The sequence below is a fragment of the Sulfophobococcus zilligii genome, assembly GCF_055398255.1.
Genome location: NZ_AP042406.1, coordinates 119,650 through 140,043 on the forward strand (window position 1 = coordinate 119,650; position 20,394 = coordinate 140,043).

At 37.9% G+C, this 20,394-nt stretch carries 21 protein-coding genes; 18 read left to right on the plus strand and 3 right to left on the minus strand.

Annotated features, from left to right (window positions below; translation table 11 throughout):
* The first annotated feature begins 44 nt into the window (after positions 1 to 44).
* On the plus strand, positions 45 to 1,286 hold the full coding sequence (locus ACZ5YP_RS00610; protein ID WP_464835318.1) for an NfeD family protein: 1,242 nt from the start codon (positions 45 to 47) through the stop codon (positions 1,284 to 1,286).
* A 244-nt stretch (positions 1,287 to 1,530) separates the two neighbouring features.
* On the opposite strand, the gene glpK is transcribed toward ACZ5YP_RS00610, so the two are convergent.
* Positions 1,531 to 3,111 (minus strand): glycerol kinase GlpK, encoded by a 1,581-nt coding sequence (glpK, locus tag ACZ5YP_RS00615; protein ID WP_464835319.1) that lies wholly within the window; start codon positions 3,109 to 3,111, stop codon positions 1,531 to 1,533.
* Positions 3,112 to 3,329: 218 nt separating this feature from the next.
* On the opposite strand from glpK, the gene ACZ5YP_RS00620 reads away from it, so the two are divergent.
* The 12 genes from ACZ5YP_RS00620 to ACZ5YP_RS00675 are packed head-to-tail and all read left to right on the plus strand — an operon-like array spanning position 3,330 to position 14,412.
* Complete coding sequence (locus ACZ5YP_RS00620; protein ID WP_464835320.1) at positions 3,330 to 4,367, plus strand: DUF1152 domain-containing protein; 1,038 nt, start codon at positions 3,330 to 3,332, stop codon at positions 4,365 to 4,367.
* 30 nt (positions 4,368 to 4,397) lie between these two features.
* On the plus strand, positions 4,398 to 6,050 hold the full coding sequence (locus tag ACZ5YP_RS00625) for an archaeosortase/exosortase family protein (protein ID WP_464835321.1): 1,653 nt from the start codon (positions 4,398 to 4,400) through the stop codon (positions 6,048 to 6,050).
* Positions 6,047 to 7,006 (plus strand): AAA family ATPase, encoded by a 960-nt coding sequence (locus ACZ5YP_RS00630; RefSeq protein ID WP_464835322.1) that lies wholly within the window; start codon positions 6,047 to 6,049, stop codon positions 7,004 to 7,006. Before ACZ5YP_RS00625 ends, ACZ5YP_RS00630 begins: the two co-directional genes overlap by 4 nt.
* Entirely contained in the window at positions 6,987 to 7,679 is a 693-nt protein-coding gene (locus ACZ5YP_RS00635) for a hypothetical protein (RefSeq protein ID WP_464835323.1), read from the plus strand. Before ACZ5YP_RS00630 ends, ACZ5YP_RS00635 begins: the two co-directional genes overlap by 20 nt.
* Positions 7,676 to 8,374 carry a hypothetical protein gene (locus tag ACZ5YP_RS00640; RefSeq protein WP_464835324.1) on the plus strand — a complete coding sequence of 233 codons (699 nt, stop codon included), beginning with the start codon at positions 7,676 to 7,678 and terminating at the stop codon, positions 8,372 to 8,374. The genes ACZ5YP_RS00635 and ACZ5YP_RS00640 overlap by 4 nt, the downstream gene beginning before the upstream one ends.
* Entirely contained in the window at positions 8,364 to 8,615 is a 252-nt protein-coding gene (locus ACZ5YP_RS00645) for a hypothetical protein (protein WP_464835325.1), read from the plus strand. Before ACZ5YP_RS00640 ends, ACZ5YP_RS00645 begins: the two co-directional genes overlap by 11 nt.
* On the plus strand, positions 8,612 to 10,378 hold the full coding sequence (locus ACZ5YP_RS00650; protein ID WP_464835326.1) for a hypothetical protein: 1,767 nt from the start codon (positions 8,612 to 8,614) through the stop codon (positions 10,376 to 10,378). The genes ACZ5YP_RS00645 and ACZ5YP_RS00650 overlap by 4 nt, the downstream gene beginning before the upstream one ends.
* Positions 10,359 to 11,225, plus strand: coding sequence for a hypothetical protein (locus ACZ5YP_RS00655; RefSeq protein ID WP_464835327.1), 867 nt, complete (start codon positions 10,359 to 10,361; stop codon positions 11,223 to 11,225). Before ACZ5YP_RS00650 ends, ACZ5YP_RS00655 begins: the two co-directional genes overlap by 20 nt.
* Positions 11,197 to 12,909, plus strand: coding sequence for a DUF58 domain-containing protein (locus ACZ5YP_RS00660; RefSeq protein WP_464835328.1), 1,713 nt, complete (start codon positions 11,197 to 11,199; stop codon positions 12,907 to 12,909). The genes ACZ5YP_RS00655 and ACZ5YP_RS00660 overlap by 29 nt, the downstream gene beginning before the upstream one ends.
* Before the next feature lie 41 nt (positions 12,910 to 12,950).
* Positions 12,951 to 13,364: a hypothetical protein gene (locus ACZ5YP_RS00665; RefSeq protein ID WP_464835329.1), complete on the plus strand. Its 414-nt coding sequence runs from the start codon at positions 12,951 to 12,953 to the stop codon at positions 13,362 to 13,364.
* A 2-nt stretch (positions 13,365 to 13,366) separates the two neighbouring features.
* Complete coding sequence (locus ACZ5YP_RS00670; RefSeq protein WP_464835330.1) at positions 13,367 to 13,855, plus strand: DUF1616 domain-containing protein; 489 nt, start codon at positions 13,367 to 13,369, stop codon at positions 13,853 to 13,855.
* Between the two features lie 2 nt (positions 13,856 to 13,857).
* The gene (locus tag ACZ5YP_RS00675) at positions 13,858 to 14,412 is read left to right on the plus strand and encodes a DUF1616 domain-containing protein (RefSeq protein WP_464835331.1); all 555 of its coding nucleotides are present in this window, start codon (positions 13,858 to 13,860) and stop codon (positions 14,410 to 14,412) included.
* On the opposite strand, the gene ACZ5YP_RS00680 is transcribed toward ACZ5YP_RS00675, so the two are convergent.
* Positions 14,390 to 15,436 carry a PhoU domain-containing protein gene (locus tag ACZ5YP_RS00680; RefSeq protein ID WP_464835332.1) on the minus strand — a complete coding sequence of 349 codons (1,047 nt, stop codon included), beginning with the start codon at positions 15,434 to 15,436 and terminating at the stop codon, positions 14,390 to 14,392. The genes ACZ5YP_RS00675 and ACZ5YP_RS00680 overlap by 23 nt on opposite strands.
* Positions 15,437 to 15,559: 123 nt before the next feature.
* On the opposite strand from ACZ5YP_RS00680, the gene ACZ5YP_RS00685 reads away from it, so the two are divergent.
* Together ACZ5YP_RS00685 and ACZ5YP_RS00690 are read left to right on the plus strand one after the other, a co-directional pair.
* Positions 15,560 to 15,988: a rhomboid family intramembrane serine protease gene (locus ACZ5YP_RS00685; protein ID WP_464835987.1), complete on the plus strand. Its 429-nt coding sequence runs from the start codon at positions 15,560 to 15,562 to the stop codon at positions 15,986 to 15,988.
* Positions 15,957 to 16,922, plus strand: a complete 966-nt coding sequence (locus tag ACZ5YP_RS00690) for a rhomboid family intramembrane serine protease (protein ID WP_464835988.1) — start codon at positions 15,957 to 15,959, stop codon at positions 16,920 to 16,922. Before ACZ5YP_RS00685 ends, ACZ5YP_RS00690 begins: the two co-directional genes overlap by 32 nt.
* A gap of 1 nt (position 16,923) precedes the next feature.
* Here ACZ5YP_RS00690 and ACZ5YP_RS00695 read toward each other — a convergent pair whose 3' ends face one another.
* Positions 16,924 to 17,445 (minus strand): nitroreductase family protein, encoded by a 522-nt coding sequence (locus tag ACZ5YP_RS00695; RefSeq protein WP_464835333.1) that lies wholly within the window; start codon positions 17,443 to 17,445, stop codon positions 16,924 to 16,926.
* A gap of 135 nt (positions 17,446 to 17,580) precedes the next feature.
* Here ACZ5YP_RS00695 and ACZ5YP_RS00700 point away from each other — a divergent pair, with 135 nt between their 5' ends.
* Genes ACZ5YP_RS00700 through ACZ5YP_RS00710 form a run of 3 tightly spaced genes read left to right on the plus strand, consistent with a single transcriptional unit; the run spans position 17,581 to position 20,305 of the window.
* Entirely contained in the window at positions 17,581 to 18,165 is a 585-nt protein-coding gene (locus ACZ5YP_RS00700) for an ECF transporter S component (RefSeq protein ID WP_464835334.1), read from the plus strand.
* Entirely contained in the window at positions 18,166 to 19,599 is a 1,434-nt protein-coding gene (locus tag ACZ5YP_RS00705; RefSeq protein ID WP_464835335.1) for an ATP-binding cassette domain-containing protein, read from the plus strand.
* The gene (locus tag ACZ5YP_RS00710) at positions 19,583 to 20,305 is read left to right on the plus strand and encodes a hypothetical protein (protein ID WP_464835336.1); all 723 of its coding nucleotides are present in this window, start codon (positions 19,583 to 19,585) and stop codon (positions 20,303 to 20,305) included. Before ACZ5YP_RS00705 ends, ACZ5YP_RS00710 begins: the two co-directional genes overlap by 17 nt.
* Positions 20,306 to 20,394 lie beyond the last annotated feature (89 nt).

The following is a 20,394-nucleotide window of genomic DNA, read 5'->3' on the forward strand; positions in this document are numbered from 1 at the left end:
CCGAGTGTGCTCTTAATACTATTGTAGAATGGGTGTTAGAATACATGGTGTTCCACTACGAGAAAACCCCATATTTCCTATTACTGGTTTTAATACTACTGGCTTCTATCTACATATCAACAATACACTCGCAGAGTGAAACTAGAAGAGCTATTGTATTGGTTTTAGACATGAATATTGATGGTGGTGCTGTATCATTTATTGAGTCCTCTGTGAAATCACATCCTGGTGTAGTATATATATTGGAAATCAATAGTTATGGAGGATATTTGTCTTCGGCTGATAGAATAATCAATATAATTGCTTCTTCTGGATCACACTGTATTGCATGGATCCCCCCTGACTCATACGCCGTCTCAGCAGCCGCACTAATAGCTCTATCATGTAGAGAAGTATACATGGCCCCCGGATCTGTGATTGGAGCTATCAAACCATCACCATACGATGAAAAAATAGTTGAATACATAAAGGCTAGATTGAGGTCATTCCTCGAAGAGAAAAACATTGAAAACTCTTCTCTCATCGCTAGACAACTAGTTGAAGAAGCAAAAACCTTTACATATGAAGAAGCCGTTGCACTAGGAATTGCAAAACCAGCTATAGAGTTATCAGAAGTATTGTCGAGTGAAAACCTCGAATTAACTGGGAAGCTAACTCCCTCTTTATGGGATAAAATGATCTCATTAATATCTCATCCACTAATCTCAGAAATACTATTGTTTGTCGGCGTGTTACTCATATTAATAGAGGTGTTTACAACTGGATTCCAGGGTTATGGATTAGCAGGTATTCTACTAGTAATACTTGCACTTTATGGTTTAACAATAATACCCGTTGAAATACTACATATTGCACTAATACTAGCTGGAGCGGTATTAATAATAATAGAGTTGTTTACACCAGGCTTCGGCGTATTCGGGCTATCAGGCGTGATATTAACTGCAATCGGCTTTACACTAACAATACTCTCAACACCCCCCGAGACCCTTACAGGAGTAGTATTAACTACAACTATGGGTCTCGTAGCTATTGGTGGATTATTTGTATTTATAGGGTATAAGGCAGCCTCGACAATGAGAATTAAGAGAAAACCCCTTAGCGAGCAATTATTAAATGCTGTGGGATATGCAAAAACAGAAGTTGGTGAAACCACTCCTGGAACAGTATACGTGTTAAACGAGGATTGGACGGCGTTTTCCATTAATGGTACAATACCAGCTGGTAGTAAAGTAAGAGTTGTAAGAGTAGAGGGCTTGAAACTATACGTTGAAAAAATAGAAGAGTAAATATCTACGTATTCCACGAGTATACAGTGTTTTTGAGAGCTTTCTACTCTAATTTAACTATGGATGAGGAGGTTACTGCAGACTGATATGTGATGACTTCCGGCGGATCCGATCTACTCTTAACAATCAATACTAAATGAAATTAATAGTGGAGGAAAAGCCGTCAGATACGGCCGCATCGATCACGAGTTCTCATTGCTCGCCGTTCTCATCACTCCATTATTGAATTACTATTAAAGGGGATTTATTGTTTATCATATCCGTAAGCCCATGGTACTTCACGAGCCCATCCAAGAGCTCTCTGTACTGCCGACTTCCAACCCCTGTATAGTCTTTCTCTTGTTTCCTCATTCATTCTCGGTTCAAACATCTTTTCGGCCCTCCAGTTCTTTTTAATTTCATCAATACTAATCCATACTCCAACGGCTATGCCGGCTAGATATGCTACTCCAAGACTAGTTGTCTCATATACTACTGGTCTTACAACTCTTACATTTAATATATCTGCCTGGAATTGTAGTAGAAAGTCGCTTTTAGCTACTCCACCATCAGCTTTTAATACACTGATATTTATTCCCGTATCAGACTTCATTGCTTCAACTACGTCTCTTGTCAAATAAGCTATTGATTCTAAGACGGCTCTAGCGATGTGTTTTCTCTCTATTCCCCTAGTGATTCCTATTATTAAGCCTCTGGCGTATGGGTCCCAGTATGGCGCTCCAAGACCTACAAATGCGGGTACAAAGTATACGCCACCCGTGTCTGGTGCCGCCTCTGCTAGTGGATTTACCTCCGCTGAAACCTCGATTATTTTGAGCCCGTCTCTCAACCACTGGATAGCCGCTCCAGTAATGAATATGCTGCCTTCTAGTGCATACTCTGCTCTCCCTGGTTGTAGACTATAATATATAGTTGTCAGCAATCCGTGCTTGGATTCCACTGGGTTTGAACCAGTATTCATTAATATAAAGTTGCCTGTTCCATAGGTACACTTAGTACTCCCTACTTCAAACCCGGCCTGGCCGAAGAGTGCGGCTTGCTGGTCGCCTGCATCACCTGCAACTGGTATCTCAACTCCATTGAATAATTCACGAGATACTTCTGGCCCTGTAAAACCATAGATTTCACTACTGGGCCGTGGTAGTGGTAGTGTTTCACGTGGTATTTTACCTTGGATTTCCAGTAGCTCGTCATCCCAGTCTAACTTGTATATATTGAACAACATTGTCCTAGATGCATTACTATAATCTGTTACATGTGCCCCGTTTCTCTCGGGTGTTAAATTGTCTCGCGACCCCCTTGTTAAATTCCATATCAACCAGGTATCAATGGTTCCAATTACTACTTCACCGCTCTCCATACGCTCTCTTAGTGATTTATCTTGTTGGAGAAGCCACCATATCTTTGTACTAGAGAAGTAACAGTCTGGTATAAGACCCGTCTTCTTCTTTATAGATTCAAAATAGTGTTGTTTTAAATAGTCGATTAACGGTGCTGTTCTACGATGCTGCCATACAATAGCGTTGTAGACCGGCCTCCCGGTTTTTACATTCCACACTACAATCGTCTCTCTTTGATTAGTTACACCAATTGCTTTAATACTACGTGGATCGACGCCAGAGCCCTCCAGTGCTTTTTTAATAACGAGTTTTGTATTCTCCCATATCTCTATTGGATCATGCTCAACCCATCCAGGGCGGGGATAAATTTGTCTGTGTTCAAGATACGCTACTCCATTTTTCACTGGTAGACCGTTTTCATCAAATATAATTGCTCTTGTACCAGTAGTACCTTGATCTATAGACAACACGTAGCGATTAGACACAAAGAGACACCATTATTTAAATTGATCCATGGGGACATAATTATATTTTCAATCCATGTGAATAATCCAGAATTAAAACACTTTGAATTAAGTATTTAATAATTGATGATGAACTTTCGGTCGCAATGACTGGTGATTGAATTTCCTCCCACTGATCTATTGTAAATTAAAACTGGAAATTATATTCAAATATATCTTGTGGCTTGAAGGGTGTGTTAATGCTCTGTTTTCTAAACGGTGTGAAAAAAGCTCTTTTAATAGCGATTGGTGGTGGAGGAGATATTGCCTCGACTATTGTATTAGCTCGTAGACTAGAGAAATATGGTGTAGAGACAGTACTTGCTTCAATTGCATGGGAGAGATACATCTACGATCCTGTCCCAGGACCAATAAGACTAAGTGAATTCTATAATACTATAGAGGCTAATCCACACTACGTGTTAATTACAGGAGAATCATACGCTGTGAGAAGCAATAGAAAAATAATCCCACAAGTTGTAAAAGCCTCTAGATTTCTAGGTAAACCAGTATATATCGTCGACTTGTATAATGGTGTAGAAGGATACTATAAAGCCTTGAAGTCAATTATGAATAGAGAATCAATAAATATTGTTATAGGCGTGGATGTAGGTGGAGATGTAGTTGCAACTGGTTTCGAGGATGAATTGTGGAGTCCGCTTGCAGACTGGATGGGTTTAGCAACAGTATCAAGAGTAAATGGAGTTATCGCAGTCCACTCACCGGGTAGTGATGGAGAACTACCACAAAAATACATTATTGAAAGAATAGATGAGCTCTCAGTGAAAAACGGGTTGCTCGGAGTATCCAGTATGTGTAGAGAAGACGCTGAACTACTAAGTGAAGTATTGAAATACGTAGAAAGCGAGGCCTCACGTATCCCCCTATTAGCCTATAATGGTCATAGAGGCAGTATTGAAGTTAGAAGAGGATCTCGAAGAGCAGACGTCACGGTATTCAATACATTTACATTCTACCTTGATTCACAAATACTCGTAGAAAACACTAAACCAGTAAAACATATATTGTACACTACGAGTCTAGATGAAGCACGGCGATTATTGAACTCTATGGGTATATATACAGAGCTAGACCTTGAAGAAGACCTTGCAGCAATGGGGGTAAAACCAGGAGAATTGACTGGTGAGCTACTATTGAAAGTAAGAGAGGATGGAAGAAAACGAATTAAAAAACTAATAGGAAACAATAATGTTTTAAACACAGAGAACACTCTATAAAAACAAATTGTCTAAGGCGGTGTCTGGAGATTGGAGATTAATGTATTATATAGAGACTACACGTCGAAAATAATACTTGGTTTTACATTTATCTCTCTCTTACTTGGATTAACTATTGAAGTAGTCTACAGAGAACTCTTTGAATCACTTACAAAACTAGCTTTGACCGAGGAGTATAGTTATATTCTCGCCTCTCTATTCTCTATTCTAATAGTTATATACCTCTCACTTAGATATACCGGCTTCTCGTATGGAGTAAGAACTAGTAAGATATTAGCATCTATTCTACTAGCCACTCTTGCATTATCGATTTACGAGTTATCCCTAATAGACCTTGAACACAAAATACAACTACAATCACTTAGTTTCTCACTGTTTTTCATTGGATTAATACTATTGGTCTACGAGCCAAACACTATTGGAGAATCAATTCCACTACTAACCCCCTTTCTCCTCACACCACTACCAGCTAGATTTCTAGATTCTCTAACACCGGTTTTATCAAGGTATATTGGGAGACTAGTTGGATTTATAACTGGTGTAAGAGTAGTTGAAACACCTGGTTTTACACAACTAGAAGTCGCCACGCCCACGGGTAGTACTATTTATTTAAGTGTTGAAGTAGCATGTACTGGTATTGTAACTGTTAGTTCTATTATTGCCTCACTACCAATAATAATATACATGCTTACATTTAGTATTGATAAACCACGTAGAAAAATAGCTATTGCCACCGCATCGCTTTTAACCGCCTTGATTATTGGAATTATAGGTAATATAGTTAGAGCTTTGATAATGGTTTATAGTACTATGTGGATTGGCGTTGAGCAAGCATATAATTTATTCCACTACTCTCCCTCCCTCTTGTATTCTGCCATCTCGGTTATAGCAGCATTTAAAATAATCACTAAATACGCTAAGTTTAAATCAGTGTTTTCAAGAGTTCTCTCTAAAGGCGAAGTACCGAGAATTACATGGAGTTATATTATTGGAGTATTACTAGTATCACTTGTTTTTACAAGTATATTTACAGCAACGACTATTTACGCATCTCAATCCACTGTAATCTACCAGTCAATTCCAATACAAGTAGGAAGCATATACGAGTTCATTGAAAACCCGGAAAAATACTTGTCAAGAGAAGGAATTGAATTCACCACTAGGTATTATGATGCATTCCTCACAAGAGTACTGGGTGCACTAGCAGTTTATAGAGTATCACTCAGGTATTTTAACGAATATTATACAGGCTACATAGAAGTCGTAGATACACCTGCAAGAATCCACACGTGGCAATTGTGTTTAACACTACAAGGCTACAACATAACTGCATCATGGTACGAACAAGTAAACAACACTAAAATAGGATTTATAGCTCTAGAGAAACAAGGCTGGAGGGGTCTACTCGCATATACATTGTTCCCCGTGAAAATAAGTGTTGGAAGAGATGAATACACTATATACGTACGTGTATCAATTATGAATACTGGGGATCCGAGAAATATAGCTCCAAAAACAGCTTCTATTCTAAACTCTATTGCAGGAGTAAGCATTGAATCAGACAATAATCTACTACATATATTTTTTCAATCTGTATATATAATACTCGTATTGTTTGTCGTATACATGGGAGTGCTATTAGCGTGGAGTAAACTACGCTTAAAGCATGGTGGAGTATCATGAGTGAAACATTGAAACTAGAATTCGACGATGTCGTGGGCGAATTAGAAGCACTGTTCTCAGAGATATCAAAAGTATATGTTGGTAAAAAAGAACTAGTTGAATTATCTATTGCCGCATTGTATTCCGGTGGACACTTGTTAATCGAGGGATATCCTGGTACCGGTAAAACACTACTTGCAAAAACCCTAGCTAGAGCTATTGGAGGAACATATAACCGTATACAAGGACACCCAGACATACTACCCAGCGACATCCTGGGATTCCACATATATAGAGTTACCGGTGAGAGAATACTAGTTAAAGGACCAGTCTTCACCAATATCTTAATGTTTGACGAGCTCAATAGAACCCCAACGAGGTCTCAGGCAGCTTTACTAGAAGCAATGCAGGAATACCAGGTGACAATAGATGGAGTAACGTTTCCACTCGAGCGACCATTCATGGTAATTGCTACACAAGTACCCGAGAAAGCAGCGAGAGGTGCCTTTGAGGTATTAGAGACACTACTAGATAGATTTACACTGACAGCACCAAGCTACTATAATCCACCAGAAGAAGAACTGGAGGTATTGAAGAAGTCTGATTATATCACAAACCTCCCCATAGAACAAGTAACAACTCCACGTAGAGTCTATGAAATCTCGAGGAGACTACCAGAACTAGTCTACGCTAGTGACGAAATACTAGACTATATTGTCAGACTAGTCAACTATGTTAGAAACCACAGGGCCGTCCTCTATGGGCCATCACACCGTGCAACAATAAACCTCCTCAATGTCAGCAGGATAGTAGCGCTTTTAGACAAGAGAAACTATGTAATACCCGACGATGTGAAAAAAGTCTTTATCCCTGTTGTCTCTCACAGATTTAAACTAAGAGAGGAGTTTGAACTAGAGGGTTTAACACCTCAAGCTATTGCTGAAGAGGCATTAAGAAATGTCCCGGTACCAAAGTAGACTCTTAGAAGGCGACCTTGTATTTCTACTCCTTCTCGCTTTTTCAAGTATTTTATTCAAGTTTAAAATGGGGTTGGTAGCTGTTATTTTAGGGTTTACTGTATCTATAGTTGTTTTAAACACAGTCTACTTGTTTTTTAGAAACATAAATCTACGTGGTTTACTAGTTGTATATTCAATAATGCTTCTCTCATCGAGTATGTTTTACTTGTTAATAGAATACTATTCACTATTAGGGCTTGAAGTAGGCTTAGTAGTGGTTTACATACTAGTATTTCTAGTTATTACTTCCCATCTCCACGTTGAAATACCACAATACGGCTTTACAACTCCACTAATACCAGTTGGTATTTTTGCAAGTATTGTTCTAGGAGTGTTTCTCGGTGTGAAATACACGGTTCTACTAGTTACTACTGGATTAATAGATGCTTTTTCTAGTATACCAGTATTTAAATTAAAGAAGTCAACACTATATAAATTGACTTGTAGTCTACTTGTTTTTACAATTATCTATTCACAACCCATACTCGAGTTAAATCTATCTACAATAATCTTTCTTTTAGGACTACATATAGCTAGAGATTTACTTATTATAGTTGGAAATAAACATTATACAGGTTTACTCGTAGTAGTTGATGTTTTACTTAGACCAGTAGTGGTGACCGTGGTATGACTCCACAATTATTCATATTTGGATTGAATATAATTGTTATATCATTGTTTCTCGCATTATACGGGTTGATGAGTGGAGTTAATAGTTTAATAGGTGTTGCATCTTCACTTGGAGTACTAGGAGGTGTTTTTATAGTTTACAGTAGAATTCCACGAGACCCCACTATTACAGCGCTAGTAAACTATTCAAAAATACTTCTTGAATCAACTACGAGTATTATTGAAGACCTTGATTTATTGGATTCAAATCTATGTATTGTTAGAAAAGGAAATGAATTGCTGGCTGTCTACTCTAAAATACCTTGTCCTATTCAAGTAGATCCCGGTGTCGGCTTTACAGGTGGCTCTCCATATCTTGCAATACCAATTGAAATCCCCTTAGTAGAGGGGTTTGAAGCTACTGGTACAGTGGATCAAGCTACATTAGAGAGGATGCTACGTACAATAATAGTAGATGAACTAGGTATGGCTAGAGAACTAGGTCTTACAATTACGGGGAATACTTATCACGTGTATATCCATGGTTTAATAGAGGTGTTGAAGGACTACTCGAAGTACCCGGTAGACCCCTATGTCATTGTAACTGCAGCAATAATAGCATATACAACTTCGGCTAGTAGTATTAGAGTAGTTGAGAAAACTACCACTCCTGATGGAGTAGTAATTGCTTTGAGGGCTGGAGAGATTGCAGAGTAGGATCGTGTTATTTACATTAATGTTTACATCACTAGTAGTTATTTCAAATATTACACTTGTATTCTTAAACGAGTCGAGAATAGATGTATATATTTCACTCAGTATACTAGCATACTATGTTTCACACGCGTTATCCAGGCCTAGTACAACGTATAAACCAGTTAGAATTCTGAACATTGCTCTCTTTGTATTATTTGCTGTAATAGTAGCATATAGAGTATACGAGGTGTTTATATCATGAATAAAGTAATATCCCCATTACTACTTTTACTATTAATTCCACTGTTTACTACAATTATACACTTAGAAAGCCGTCAATCTATTACTGATTGCACGTATTTGCTCGCTGTACTCGAGAAAACACTTAGTTATACCTTGTCTGAGGCTCCGAGTGGTAAATACTATGCAGAGGTATTATTGAATACACCAGTAACCCCGGATCTATCTAGACTACATGAAGCAACATATAAAACAATAATTGAATACTACGAACTACTATCAGGTAACACATCGAAAGAAGAGAAGCAAGTAAAACTTAGTAGTGTAGATGAGGGTTTAAACTCTATATCCCAATACGCTGGTAAACTGGTTTCTTGCAGTATTGATCGAGAGCCCGCTGTTGCATTAAAAACAAGAATAGATTTAATGATCAATGAGTTGAGAGAGAGAATTAGAGAGTTAGAAGTATTATTTACAAGTGAAGACTACTATATTACAATACATACACCCCGCAATCTATACAATGCCGGCGAGGAAATACCCATTACTATTACATTGAAGAACACGTCTTGTAAAATAATGGATTTAAACATAGTAGCAGGTTTTGAGATATTAGAGAGCAAAGAGCCAGTGTGCACTGGTGGATTCTGTACTCTAGTTATTTCTACTCCTCCAGCTTATAGTATAGAAAAATACATTAGTAGTAATGGAATACTTGATGTTCTACTCGTAGCGAGAACCAACTGCAATAATACTGTCTTAAAGACATATAGAAAGATCTCTGTGAAATACTCTCAGCCCAGAATTTTTATTGAAACACCATCGAGGATTACTAGGGGCGACGAAGTCACTATTACACTCTACTCAGAAAAAACTATTGTGCAAGGTGTATTGATTATAAAGAATAGTTATAACGAGATCGTCATTGAAAACCTAACTATTTCTCCAAACAAGTTAATAGTGAAAGCACGTGGTGAACCACCAGTATTCACCCCTGGCTACAACACTATAAAACTATGTCTCAATGCGTCTGATACAACGCTATCCTACTGCTTTGAAAAACCCGTATTCTTCGAGCTGAGACACCCACCAGTCGAAGTGAAAACTCCACAAGTAGCTCTTACACTTGATGGTAGAATACCTGTTTTAATTATTGGTAGTGGAAACTACACAGTAGAAGTTGTAGCGGGGGATTTAATTAAAAATAGTGTTTCTCGTGTTCTCAATGGAGATCTATCGCTACAATTATTTACTAGTATTCTCCCGATATCCATTGTTGACGTAAATGTTTCTATAAGGGATTTAAATGGCTACTACGACCCATACAAATACACAGAGCGGATTATAGTGTTAAATATAGGGTCTTTAATGGGTTTTACTTTGTTTGGAGTTTTATCGAGTATAGTATTGAAAAACCATGAAAAATCATTTTTGTTGCTATTAAAAACAGGATTGGGTGGAAGAATTGAAAAACCTGGAAAAACTAGTCACGGCATACTAGAGGAGTTGCTAAAACCATATATTACAGGTCTTGGTTCAGCAATTGCTCTAATATACTATAAACTACTGAGGAGGTTTACACAGAGGCTTCCCCACGCTTATGAAACACTGCGTGAACACTACTACCTTGTACTCAAGGATTCCATTAAGAATACACGTGTAAAAGAACTCGTGTGGAAGCTATTATTACTTGCAGAGAGAGATATGTATTCACGTGAAAAACCCAGTGTAGAAGAAGCAAAGAATATATATGAGCGTGTTTTCAGTGAAGTGGAAGAAGAGTAACTATGTAATAATGTATTCACTGGTAATAGGTGTTATTCTAGCTGTTACTCTAGTCTTAATTATACCTGTTAATCAAGCCTACTCTATATTGAATAGTGGAGATAATGGATACACCATGTTGTCTGGTAATACATGTCTAATTCTCTATAACTTGAAAGACCTGGAGAATATAGAGGCAGAGAAAAACCTCTTGGTAGTTGAAAGAGGAGCCTTGTTTAGACAAGACGAACTAGATTACATCTTAGACTTTGTAGAAAAAGGTGGTATTGTAGTTGCCAGTGGTTTACCAAATACTACTATACAGATGTTAGAGTATAATGGATTGAAAGTAGAGTTTTACGGGTTTGTATACGATCCTGTATTCAGCGCTAATACATCCGAGTTGGTATTTGTTAACGATGTAGTCTACAATAAGACAATAGTATTGGATACACCATACCACGTTGTAATCACGAATAATCCAGGAGTAGAAGTCACAAGGATATTCTATACAAGTGATTTCTCATTTATTGATCAAAACAATGATAAACACTATACTGTCGGCGAATATATTGGTAAAATACCAGTAGCCTACGAAGTAAAAATAGGTAACGGCAGACTCGTAATTGTACTAGCTAGAAGTATTATGGCAAATAGAGTTTACAAGTACAATATAGAGTGGCTTACACATCTAAGTGAGGGGCGTTGTATTATAATAGATCAATCATGGGTTAAATCCAATCCAATACTATACTTTAAATCACTAGTTTACTCGCAGAGAGGTATCTCACCGGCTTACGCATCTATCACAGCTATTTTAGCAGCCTTGGTGGTAGTATATGCAATTAAACACCTCTACTCACAGTAGAAACCCTTACAAATACACCACTATACTACTACTTGCAACTCTAATACTAGTAGAAACAGTCTTTACTGGTATTAACCCCGAAAACGCATGGATCCTCCTTGCCCTCGTCATTTTCAGCTCTATGGTGTTTATAGGAGATTATGAATACGTGTTTATAGCTACAACTGGTGCGAGTATAATCACTTCTCTCAGTGGTAATCCACTAGTAGTCCTCCTTGCTTTGATTACAGCGCTGTGGGGTTTTATAATCCTATATCGTTTTAGTAGAGTTGATATTGTAAAAACCCTTCTTGTTACTTTATTTGCTTATTCTCCACTATGTATTATCAACCCGTATTCACTAATACCAGTATCAACTGTAGTACTGAGCTTTACTCTCGCTGTATTTAGAGAAAACATGAGAATTGGGAGATCAAGTGTTGAAGTAAAACAACTAGATAAAACAGTATATATCGGAGAAAACGTTAAATACATTGTTTCAATAAAATGCCCCGGCAACTACAAATACACTATTATACATGGTGAAAAAGAAGTATTAAAAGACGAAGGCGTAAACGACATAGAACTAGAATTATCGTTAAAACCAGGAAATATTGGATTTAATGAATCACAAGTAAAAGTAGAAGTAAGCGATATTCGAGGACTTGCAAAAACCGTTCACGGCCCCTATAGAATTACATATACTGTTCTCGTCAAGTCGACTTATGTAATTAGACTAGCCGAGAAAATTCTAATGGAATACACTAAGTATATTTCAATACCGAGAATCCTAAAAGTAGAAGTAGGAATAGGGGGATTTGGAGATATAGGCATCGGTGGAAGCGTTCTACGTGAAAGCTCTACACTTCAAGATAGGGTACAAGTATGGATTGAACAACCAGGTAGTGGTTTAAGTGTATCAAGTGGAGAGAAAAGCGTGCCAGGCGTTGGAGTACCACCTCATAAGACACCCAGCGAAACACCTACATTAGAAAAGCAGACTACTAGTAGAACACACGTCGCAATGCAAATTATAAGAGAAGTTGAAGAATATATTACTAAACTAATTGAGAGATCTTATACAGGAGAATATATAGGCATACGCGAATACACACCAGGAGATAATCCACGCTTCATCCACTGGAAAAAGATCTCTAGATTGGAAAACCAAGACGAATTATATATTAAACTATATGGAAAAGGGAGTTCAAAGAAGAGTAGTGGGCGTGGAGAGAAAATAATACTCGTTGATTTAACAACTACTAGCCCACAAGAACTCGACTTATTAATAACTACTGTTTACAGCGATTTAATCACTAGAGTAAAAGAGGGCACTGGACTCACAACAACCCACTTATTTATTAAAATACCAGGGAAAGAGTTCTACTATATCAATGGTAAAACCATAGATGTTCTCGCCGCGCTAAATACAATTGTGCAGAAGCATAGTATTAGATCTTTATTTGACTATCAAACACACGGCAGGACGAGAATTATGAAGATCGGCGAGGCTAGAGGGTTTATAAGAGAACTCGAAGACTACTATAGAGGTCTTGGACTAGGTTTAATAGAACTCTTTAAATCCCATGCTAGTAGAGTAAAAAACGTATCATTGATTCACTCAAATGCTCTAGCATACAAGTATGGAGTAATTAGTAGTGTATTAAAAGATAGTGGTTTTTACGTTGTCTCCTTGAAGAAATAGGTTTATAGACTTGGGAGATATACATGTTTAACGGTGTATAGATGAATACAAGATTAATGATTACAACGCTGTTATTAGTTTACATATTGTTAACACCAATAATTGCATCTACCCAAGACTTCGACTCAGTAATAGCCGAGTATATTGCTAGAGTGAGAAGACTTGAAGCTAAAAACGTAGATACAACTCAAGTTGTAGAATTGATTAATGAAGCCGTTGAAAAATACCAGGAGGAGGATGAAACCAGAGCTCTTCAAATACTTGGAGAAGTAGATTTTCTACTTGATTCTCTTGAAAGGAGTGTTGATCAAGTCTACTACCAATACGTGTTTACAAAAGCTATTACTGTTATTGTACTTGCATTAATACCTATTCTAGTCTATACACTACTACCCCGTGTATACCTCTACCTCTGGTTTAAGACTAGGAAGAGGTGGATTGTGAGGGAGTACTAGCCATGATCCTCGATGAAGAAGTATTTGCAGTAATACTCGCAGTATCAATAATTGCATCAACACTTGGAATAGCACTTGTTTTAAGACCAGGTAATATAGAGCCGTTTACAGCAATTGGACTACTAAATGAAAACTGTAAAATAGGAGAATACCCCGAGAAAGCATTTAACGAGTCTAATCTCAGACTATGTATATACGTTGAGAATCAGCTAGGCTATACTGGCTACTTCAAAGTAGTCTATAAAATCGCCTCTAATACTAGTCTACCAACAAATACTACTCCATCACCTACACCAATTGTAAAAGAGTGGAGGTTTGTACTAGCTAGTAATGAATCTATCGAAACATCAGTAGAGGTACCCGTATACTGTCCAAGTCCACCCTGTAGAATGGCGTTGGTTTTTGAACTCTGGGAGTATAATATTGAAGAGAAGACCTGGATGTATACTGGGAGATGGGTCCACTTATATATAAATATAACATCGTGGTAGCTATGAAGCGCGATGTAACACTCGAAGAATACATTGCTAGGAGGAATAAGGGTAGTAAATGGAGTGTCATTAGAGCTGTCTACGAGGAGGTTTCACGTGGTAGTATAAAACTAATTGATCCAAACCCGCCTAAAACAATAGCTGAATACATTGTTAGACTAGAATACTCGCTATGGTTTTGGAGTATAGTAGCTTTCACTATAGCTACAATAATAATTGTCTATACGAGTAGCAGTCTACCATTTATAATGCCGTTGAGATACGTGTTTGGAACAATATACGTGTTGTTTCTACCAGGATATGTATTAGTTGAAGCACTATACCCCGAAGAAAGAGAGTTAAAACCACTCGAGAGACTTGCATTATCAATTGGTTTATCTCTCGCAGTCGTCCCTCTCATCGGCTTAATACTCAATTATACACCATGGGGGATTAGACTAGACCCAATTATAATTTCCCTTGCCACCTATACACTTGGATTAACACTAGTAGCCACAATGAGGAAATTCAGAGTACTCAGGAGAAAACACGAATCTAGCTTTCTATATCCTCGGTGACACCTCCTTGATTTTTCACAAGGATTTTATCGATAGCCAGGTCTAGGGCTAATTCCGCGATATCTTTAGAGTACTCTGCAATTCTCCTAATACTTTCAAGTACTAATTGTAGCGAGGCGAGGACTTGGGGATCCAGGCTTCCAACATAGCTTGTAGACAACTTTCTTTCCTTCTCTCTCAGCAAAGATGTTTTCATTGCTATTTCATCGATAACGCCTGGTTTTGCATTGAGAAAAGACTCGGTGGATTCGATATAGATATCTCGTGCTTCTATACACAGTTCGCTCACTTCTCTTGCAATATCTTCTCTACCCTTTAACTTACTTGTATTTAACGCTATATTGACTGCGTGGTCTCCAATTCTCTCTAGTAGTTTACTCAGAGATCTATAGGCTAGAAGTGTTTTAATATCTATTTTTTCGTCTTCGACCTCCATATACCCCTCAGCTATCTTGTTTAGTACTCTTATAGTGTAAAAGTAGACTCTATCAACACTATCGTCTTCTCTAACTAATTGATCCATTGGTATTTCAATAGTTTCTCTAATATAGCTACATGCATCTTGAATAATAGATCTAACTACTCTCACTAGTCTCTTTATTGTGTCTTGTAGTGGTGTATTTAATGGGTTTAGTAAAACGAAGAGATGTATTTCTCTCTCGTCTTCACTTATTACTTCTACACCTGGTGTTTTATTGACTATTAATTCTCTAATAGAGTTTCTAATTAGAGGGGTTATTGGTTTACTAAACTTCAATATTATTCTATCAAAACCCATAACATAAGCCGAAATAATCCTCCTGCTAATTGCTTCTGGAGACTCGTTATCTAGTTGAATAACCGCTGTTTTCTCTTTTTTCTCTTGGGAGATGACAGTTGGCTTGATAATTAATTGACCACCTTTTTCTTCGATTACAACTTGGCTTTTAGCGTTCAAGCCCTGGTTTAAAACCCACGACTTGGGGAGGGATACTATGTAAGTTGATTTCCCCGTGAACTGCAGTCTTCTAATATACCTCTTCAATCTCTCACCACGAGTAATAATCTATATAGTGGTTTAAAAGACCTATTTAGATATATGAAGACAGTTATTTATATCCCATTAATCTCTATTAGACTCTGTAGTTAAATGGTGGAGTATGTGGCTATGATACCTGGTGGAGCAGAACCAGTTATAGGGAGACACAGACCAGTAGTAATAGTGTTTCTCGTGGTAATCAACATCATTGTCTTTATCTACACTACTAGTAGTGGTATCCCGCTATATGCCTCTTCACAACAAGCAGTGAACGAATTTGGTTTTAAACCAGGCTATATCTTTTATAATCCCCAGAGAGCAATAGTAACAATGTTTACTAGTATGTTTGTTCACGCTGACCTACTACATATATTCTTCAATATGTATTTCCTCTGGTTGTTTGGCTCGCGAATAGAGAGGACTATTGGACACTTAAAGACGCTACTGCTCTACTTTCTATCTGGACTCAGCAGCTATTCTATTCCACATTGGCTTTATACCCATTGGAGGCTACGAATCACTTTTAATTCCAGCTGTTGGTGCTTCTGGAGCTATTAGTGGCGTGCTCGGAGCATACCTACTACTATTTCCACACACGAGGCTCTCACTATGCTTCTTCTACTTCTTCATACCATTTTGTTTTAATCTACCAGCCTATGCATTCCTCCTATTTTGGTTTGCCGAGCAAGTACTCTATGGATATCTACAACTAGGGGGAGTAGCTTACTTTGCACACATTGGAGGATTTGTAATGGGTTTATTTCTAATACCCCATCTCTACAAGCCGCGTAGGAGGTATCCAGTCTATTTAGACTATGTATTAAAATACCTCTATGAATACCTCGGCATACAAGTAGTCAGGCCACGAGGCCTCGGGAGAACCGCGAAAACAATACTAGTTATTCTACTACTACTTGTTGCAACTGGCTTTATGTATGCGGCGTATTCTTCTACCAATGCACCCTTTAACACCTATATTGTAAATGTGAAAACCACTCTCGTGGAAGGTGCTGTAGAAGACACTATACTACTCTACTTTATGCCCGGGTCTCCTACTCCAATAGATTTTACATTGTCTTATATAGACAGTGTTAGAATAACATTGAATCGTCTACAACCACTACTCTATAACTCAACATATGAAGGTAAAGGTGGAGAAGTAGAATACCAATACTACCTCTACACAGTGAGAATTAGAGGTGTAGATGTAGAAGTTGTACTAAGAGACTTTTATGCAAAATACAATGAAAAAGGAGTAATGGTTTACTCAAGGGGCGTTTTAGATACATATGTAGTAGTCGACAATAAACTGGGTAGTAAAACAACTATTTCATTTAATTACAATGCATACGATGTAAACCTTGATTTAATGGTGCCACTGTGTCTACTTGCAGCTTCATTATCTGTTTTTGCTATTTCATCGATACTGAAAAGCGATGAAACCAGTGTTTTTAGTTCACTAGAGCTTCCCGGCGCCTATCCATACATATAGGCTACTTGTTTTTTGATTTTACACCGTATTTATTATAGAATACTATTTCTTCTAGTGGTTTACGTGGTCTTGGTGGTGGGTTTTCATCTGGGTATCCAATAGCTATTATTGCAACTGGAACCACATGGTTTGGAAGGCCGAGCAGTTCTTTTAACTCCTCGACGTTTCTAAGTGATTGAATCCATGTTGCTCCAAGGCCAAGGGCGTGTAGTGCAAGGAGGAAGTATAGGGTGGCATTAGCACAATCCAGCATGTATGATGTAGGTGATTCATCAATGTGACAAGCAACTACTACGCCGAGTGGGGCGTTTTTCAGTGGTCTAGTCCACAAGTGTATTTCAGCCAGTTTGGTTTTCACTTCCGGGTCGTCTATTATAATAAATCTCCAGGGCTGGCTATTCTTGGCGCTGGGGGCGTATCTTGCTACATCAATTGCTTTAAGTATTAGTTCTAATGGTGGTTTTTCTTCTTTGAATCTTCTAATGCTACGTCTAGACTTTAAGAATTCGAGGTGGTCTTCCACATAGACACCTCTTTAAGGCTATTATGTTAGTAGAGAATATATTTTTCCAGTTGAAAAGGGGGGTTTTAAATTTAATGCAAAGCGATATTTTAAAGTCTTTGCTTCCACTCCATATTTTTCTACGGGTGGTTATACATGTCTAAAACACAGAGTTTTAAACCAGGATATATGCCGTTGTTTTTCAATATAGTTGGATTAACAGCTCTAGCAATAGTATTAAAACTAAAAGTATTTGAAATACCATATCCACCAGCACCATTTCTAAAATACGATCTATCTGGAATTCCACTAGCAATAATTGCATTTATGTCGCTGAAAGCCTATCCAGCATCTCTATTTGTATACTTCTTAGTACATGCATTAATGACGGCTGATCCAGCTGGGCTACCAATAGGTATGGCAGTGAAGGCGCTTGCAGAGTTATCTACGAGTGTGCCAATAGCAATAGCCCTCAAGAAGAAGGAGCTGGGTAAAACCGGAGTGGTATTGGCCACGATTGGAGCTGTTGTCTCAAGAGTTGCACTAATGACTCTAATGAATCTACTTGTAGGGCCCTACTGGTTGGTAATGGCTAGGTGGACGAAGACATATGAACAAGCATATCAATACACATTGCTCTTAATACCCCATATAGTGGTATTTAATGCAACACTAGCATTAATAGTAGCGTTTTTCACAGTATTAACACTAAAGAGATTGAAGAGTTCAGGTATGATATAGATGAATAGAGAGCCCGCTATAGAAGTCAAAAATCTTTTTTACAAATACCCTGGTGGAGACTATATTTTCAGAGGTGCTTACTTCGAGGTATTAAGAGGCGAGCACGTCTTAGTAATAGGTGATACTGGCTCCGGCAAGTCAACACTTGTTAGAATACTGTCTAGAACAGCAGAATTCATTTATAGAGGAGAGTTATCCGGTGAAATTAGAATTCTCGGTAAAAACATAGGAGAAATAGGTTTTGAAGAACTACAAAGACTAGTACATGTTATTGGTCAAAACCCATATCTATACTTTACAGAACACGTTGTTAGAGATGAATTATATAGTTACGCATTGAAAATATATAAAACCAGTGAAAAAGCTGAGAGAGCTGTTAGAAAAGTCGTTGAAGCAACCCACATATACAATCTCGTCGACAAGTATTTTTACGAGTTGTCTGGTGGAGAAGCAAAAAGAGTTATAGTAGCAAGAGCACTAATTGCAGAGCCAGAAATACTCTTATTTGACGAGCCATTAATGTGGCTAGACGACAGGGGCGTCTCGGACTTTCTAGACCTTCTTAAACTATTGAGATATCTAGGTAGAACAGTACTTGTATTTGAACATAGATTTCTACCTATTATAAGAGAGTTCGACCGTGTATTCTTGTTAAAGAATGGTAGAATCTATGATGTATCAACGCACGCATTAAACGTGTTAAAAGAAACACCTGATCCGGATAATTCAAGCTCTACGCTGGATTCCAGGACGACTGGTAGAGAAATAGTGAAAACCGTTAATATTGAACACGGTTATAATGGACGAATAGTGTTGAAAAACATTAATTTATCTATTAAGCAAGGCGACCTGGTTTTAATATATGGATTGAATGGAACAGGTAAAACTACTCTTCTAAAAATCCTTGCGGGGTATTTAAAGCCGAAGAAAGGCCGTGTAGAGCGGAAGGGGAGGATACTGTATATTCCACAAAACACACTCTTGTTTTTCACAGAGGAAACTGTGAGAAAGGAAATTGAAATGATCTGTAAGACGTGGAAAAAGAATACTAATTGCATTGAAAAAGGCTTAGAACTAGTTAGTAAACAGGGTATCCCACTCAATAGATCTCCATTTACACTTAGTCATGGTCAAATGGTTAAACTAGCTATTATAATATCCGGGCTTGCAGGGGCAGACCTGGTTTTACTGGATGAGCCCTTTGCGGGTTTAACATATAGTGATAGACTGAGCCTACTAGAATACATGTTGTCAATGCGTGATAAAGCATTTATTCTAGCTACGAGTACAATACAGGGCATTGGAAGAGTTAACTGGACACAAGCTTATAAACTCGAAGATGGTGCTCTCTACCCATTCGACTTCGAGTCTAAAACTAGTTTAAAATGGGCTTCTCTAGTTTACGAGGCGATCAAGAATGGCGTCGGCGATTAGAGATTTCTCATATTTATTCATTTACTCTAAGAAACTAGAAGAATATAGTACACTAGCCAGAATAGTTTTTACATCGACTCTGGTTACAGCCAGTATACTCGCCGCTCGCAATAATAGCATTTTGAGCATGCTACTCGGACTAGTCTATGTTGTTTCAATTGCCCTCTATGTAATAGCGAGTTTCAGAGGGTGGAGGGTGTTACTGAATGCTATATCCCTAGTTGGCTTCTTCTTGATGATTGGATCGTCAATCTATATCATTAGCTACTTTATGGGTTGGAGTAGGCCTACACCACTAGAGGTTGTTACTGGTTCGCTGTTAACCCTCGCACTATTTCTATCATTTTCATGCCTCTTCCAATTAATATCTCTTAGAGAGTGGAGGAGAATACTTGACCTGCTTGGATTGAAGTCTATTTCACTACTATTATCTCTAACAGTATTGTTGGTCCCCACAGTATTGGTTTATACTTCAGAAGCGTTTACTGCTATTAAATTAAAGTATGGAAATAGAGGTCTGCATAGAGTTATAATACCACTGGTTCTCTACACGTTTTTCGTATCTAGAAGCCTAGCAGAGTCATACACGCTATTTGGTGTAATGAGTGAAACAAAACTTACTACTTGGAAATCCAAAGATGTATATCTCTATACTGCTTCAATTATTATTCTACTCGGTGTCTTCACGGTTGGCTTAATTAAGTAATGGTCAGACAGGGGTCCAGGGCTCATTGATCACTAGCGGCAGGGCTTCATCATCCAATATATATTATCGTTTCAACTAGGATATAAAGA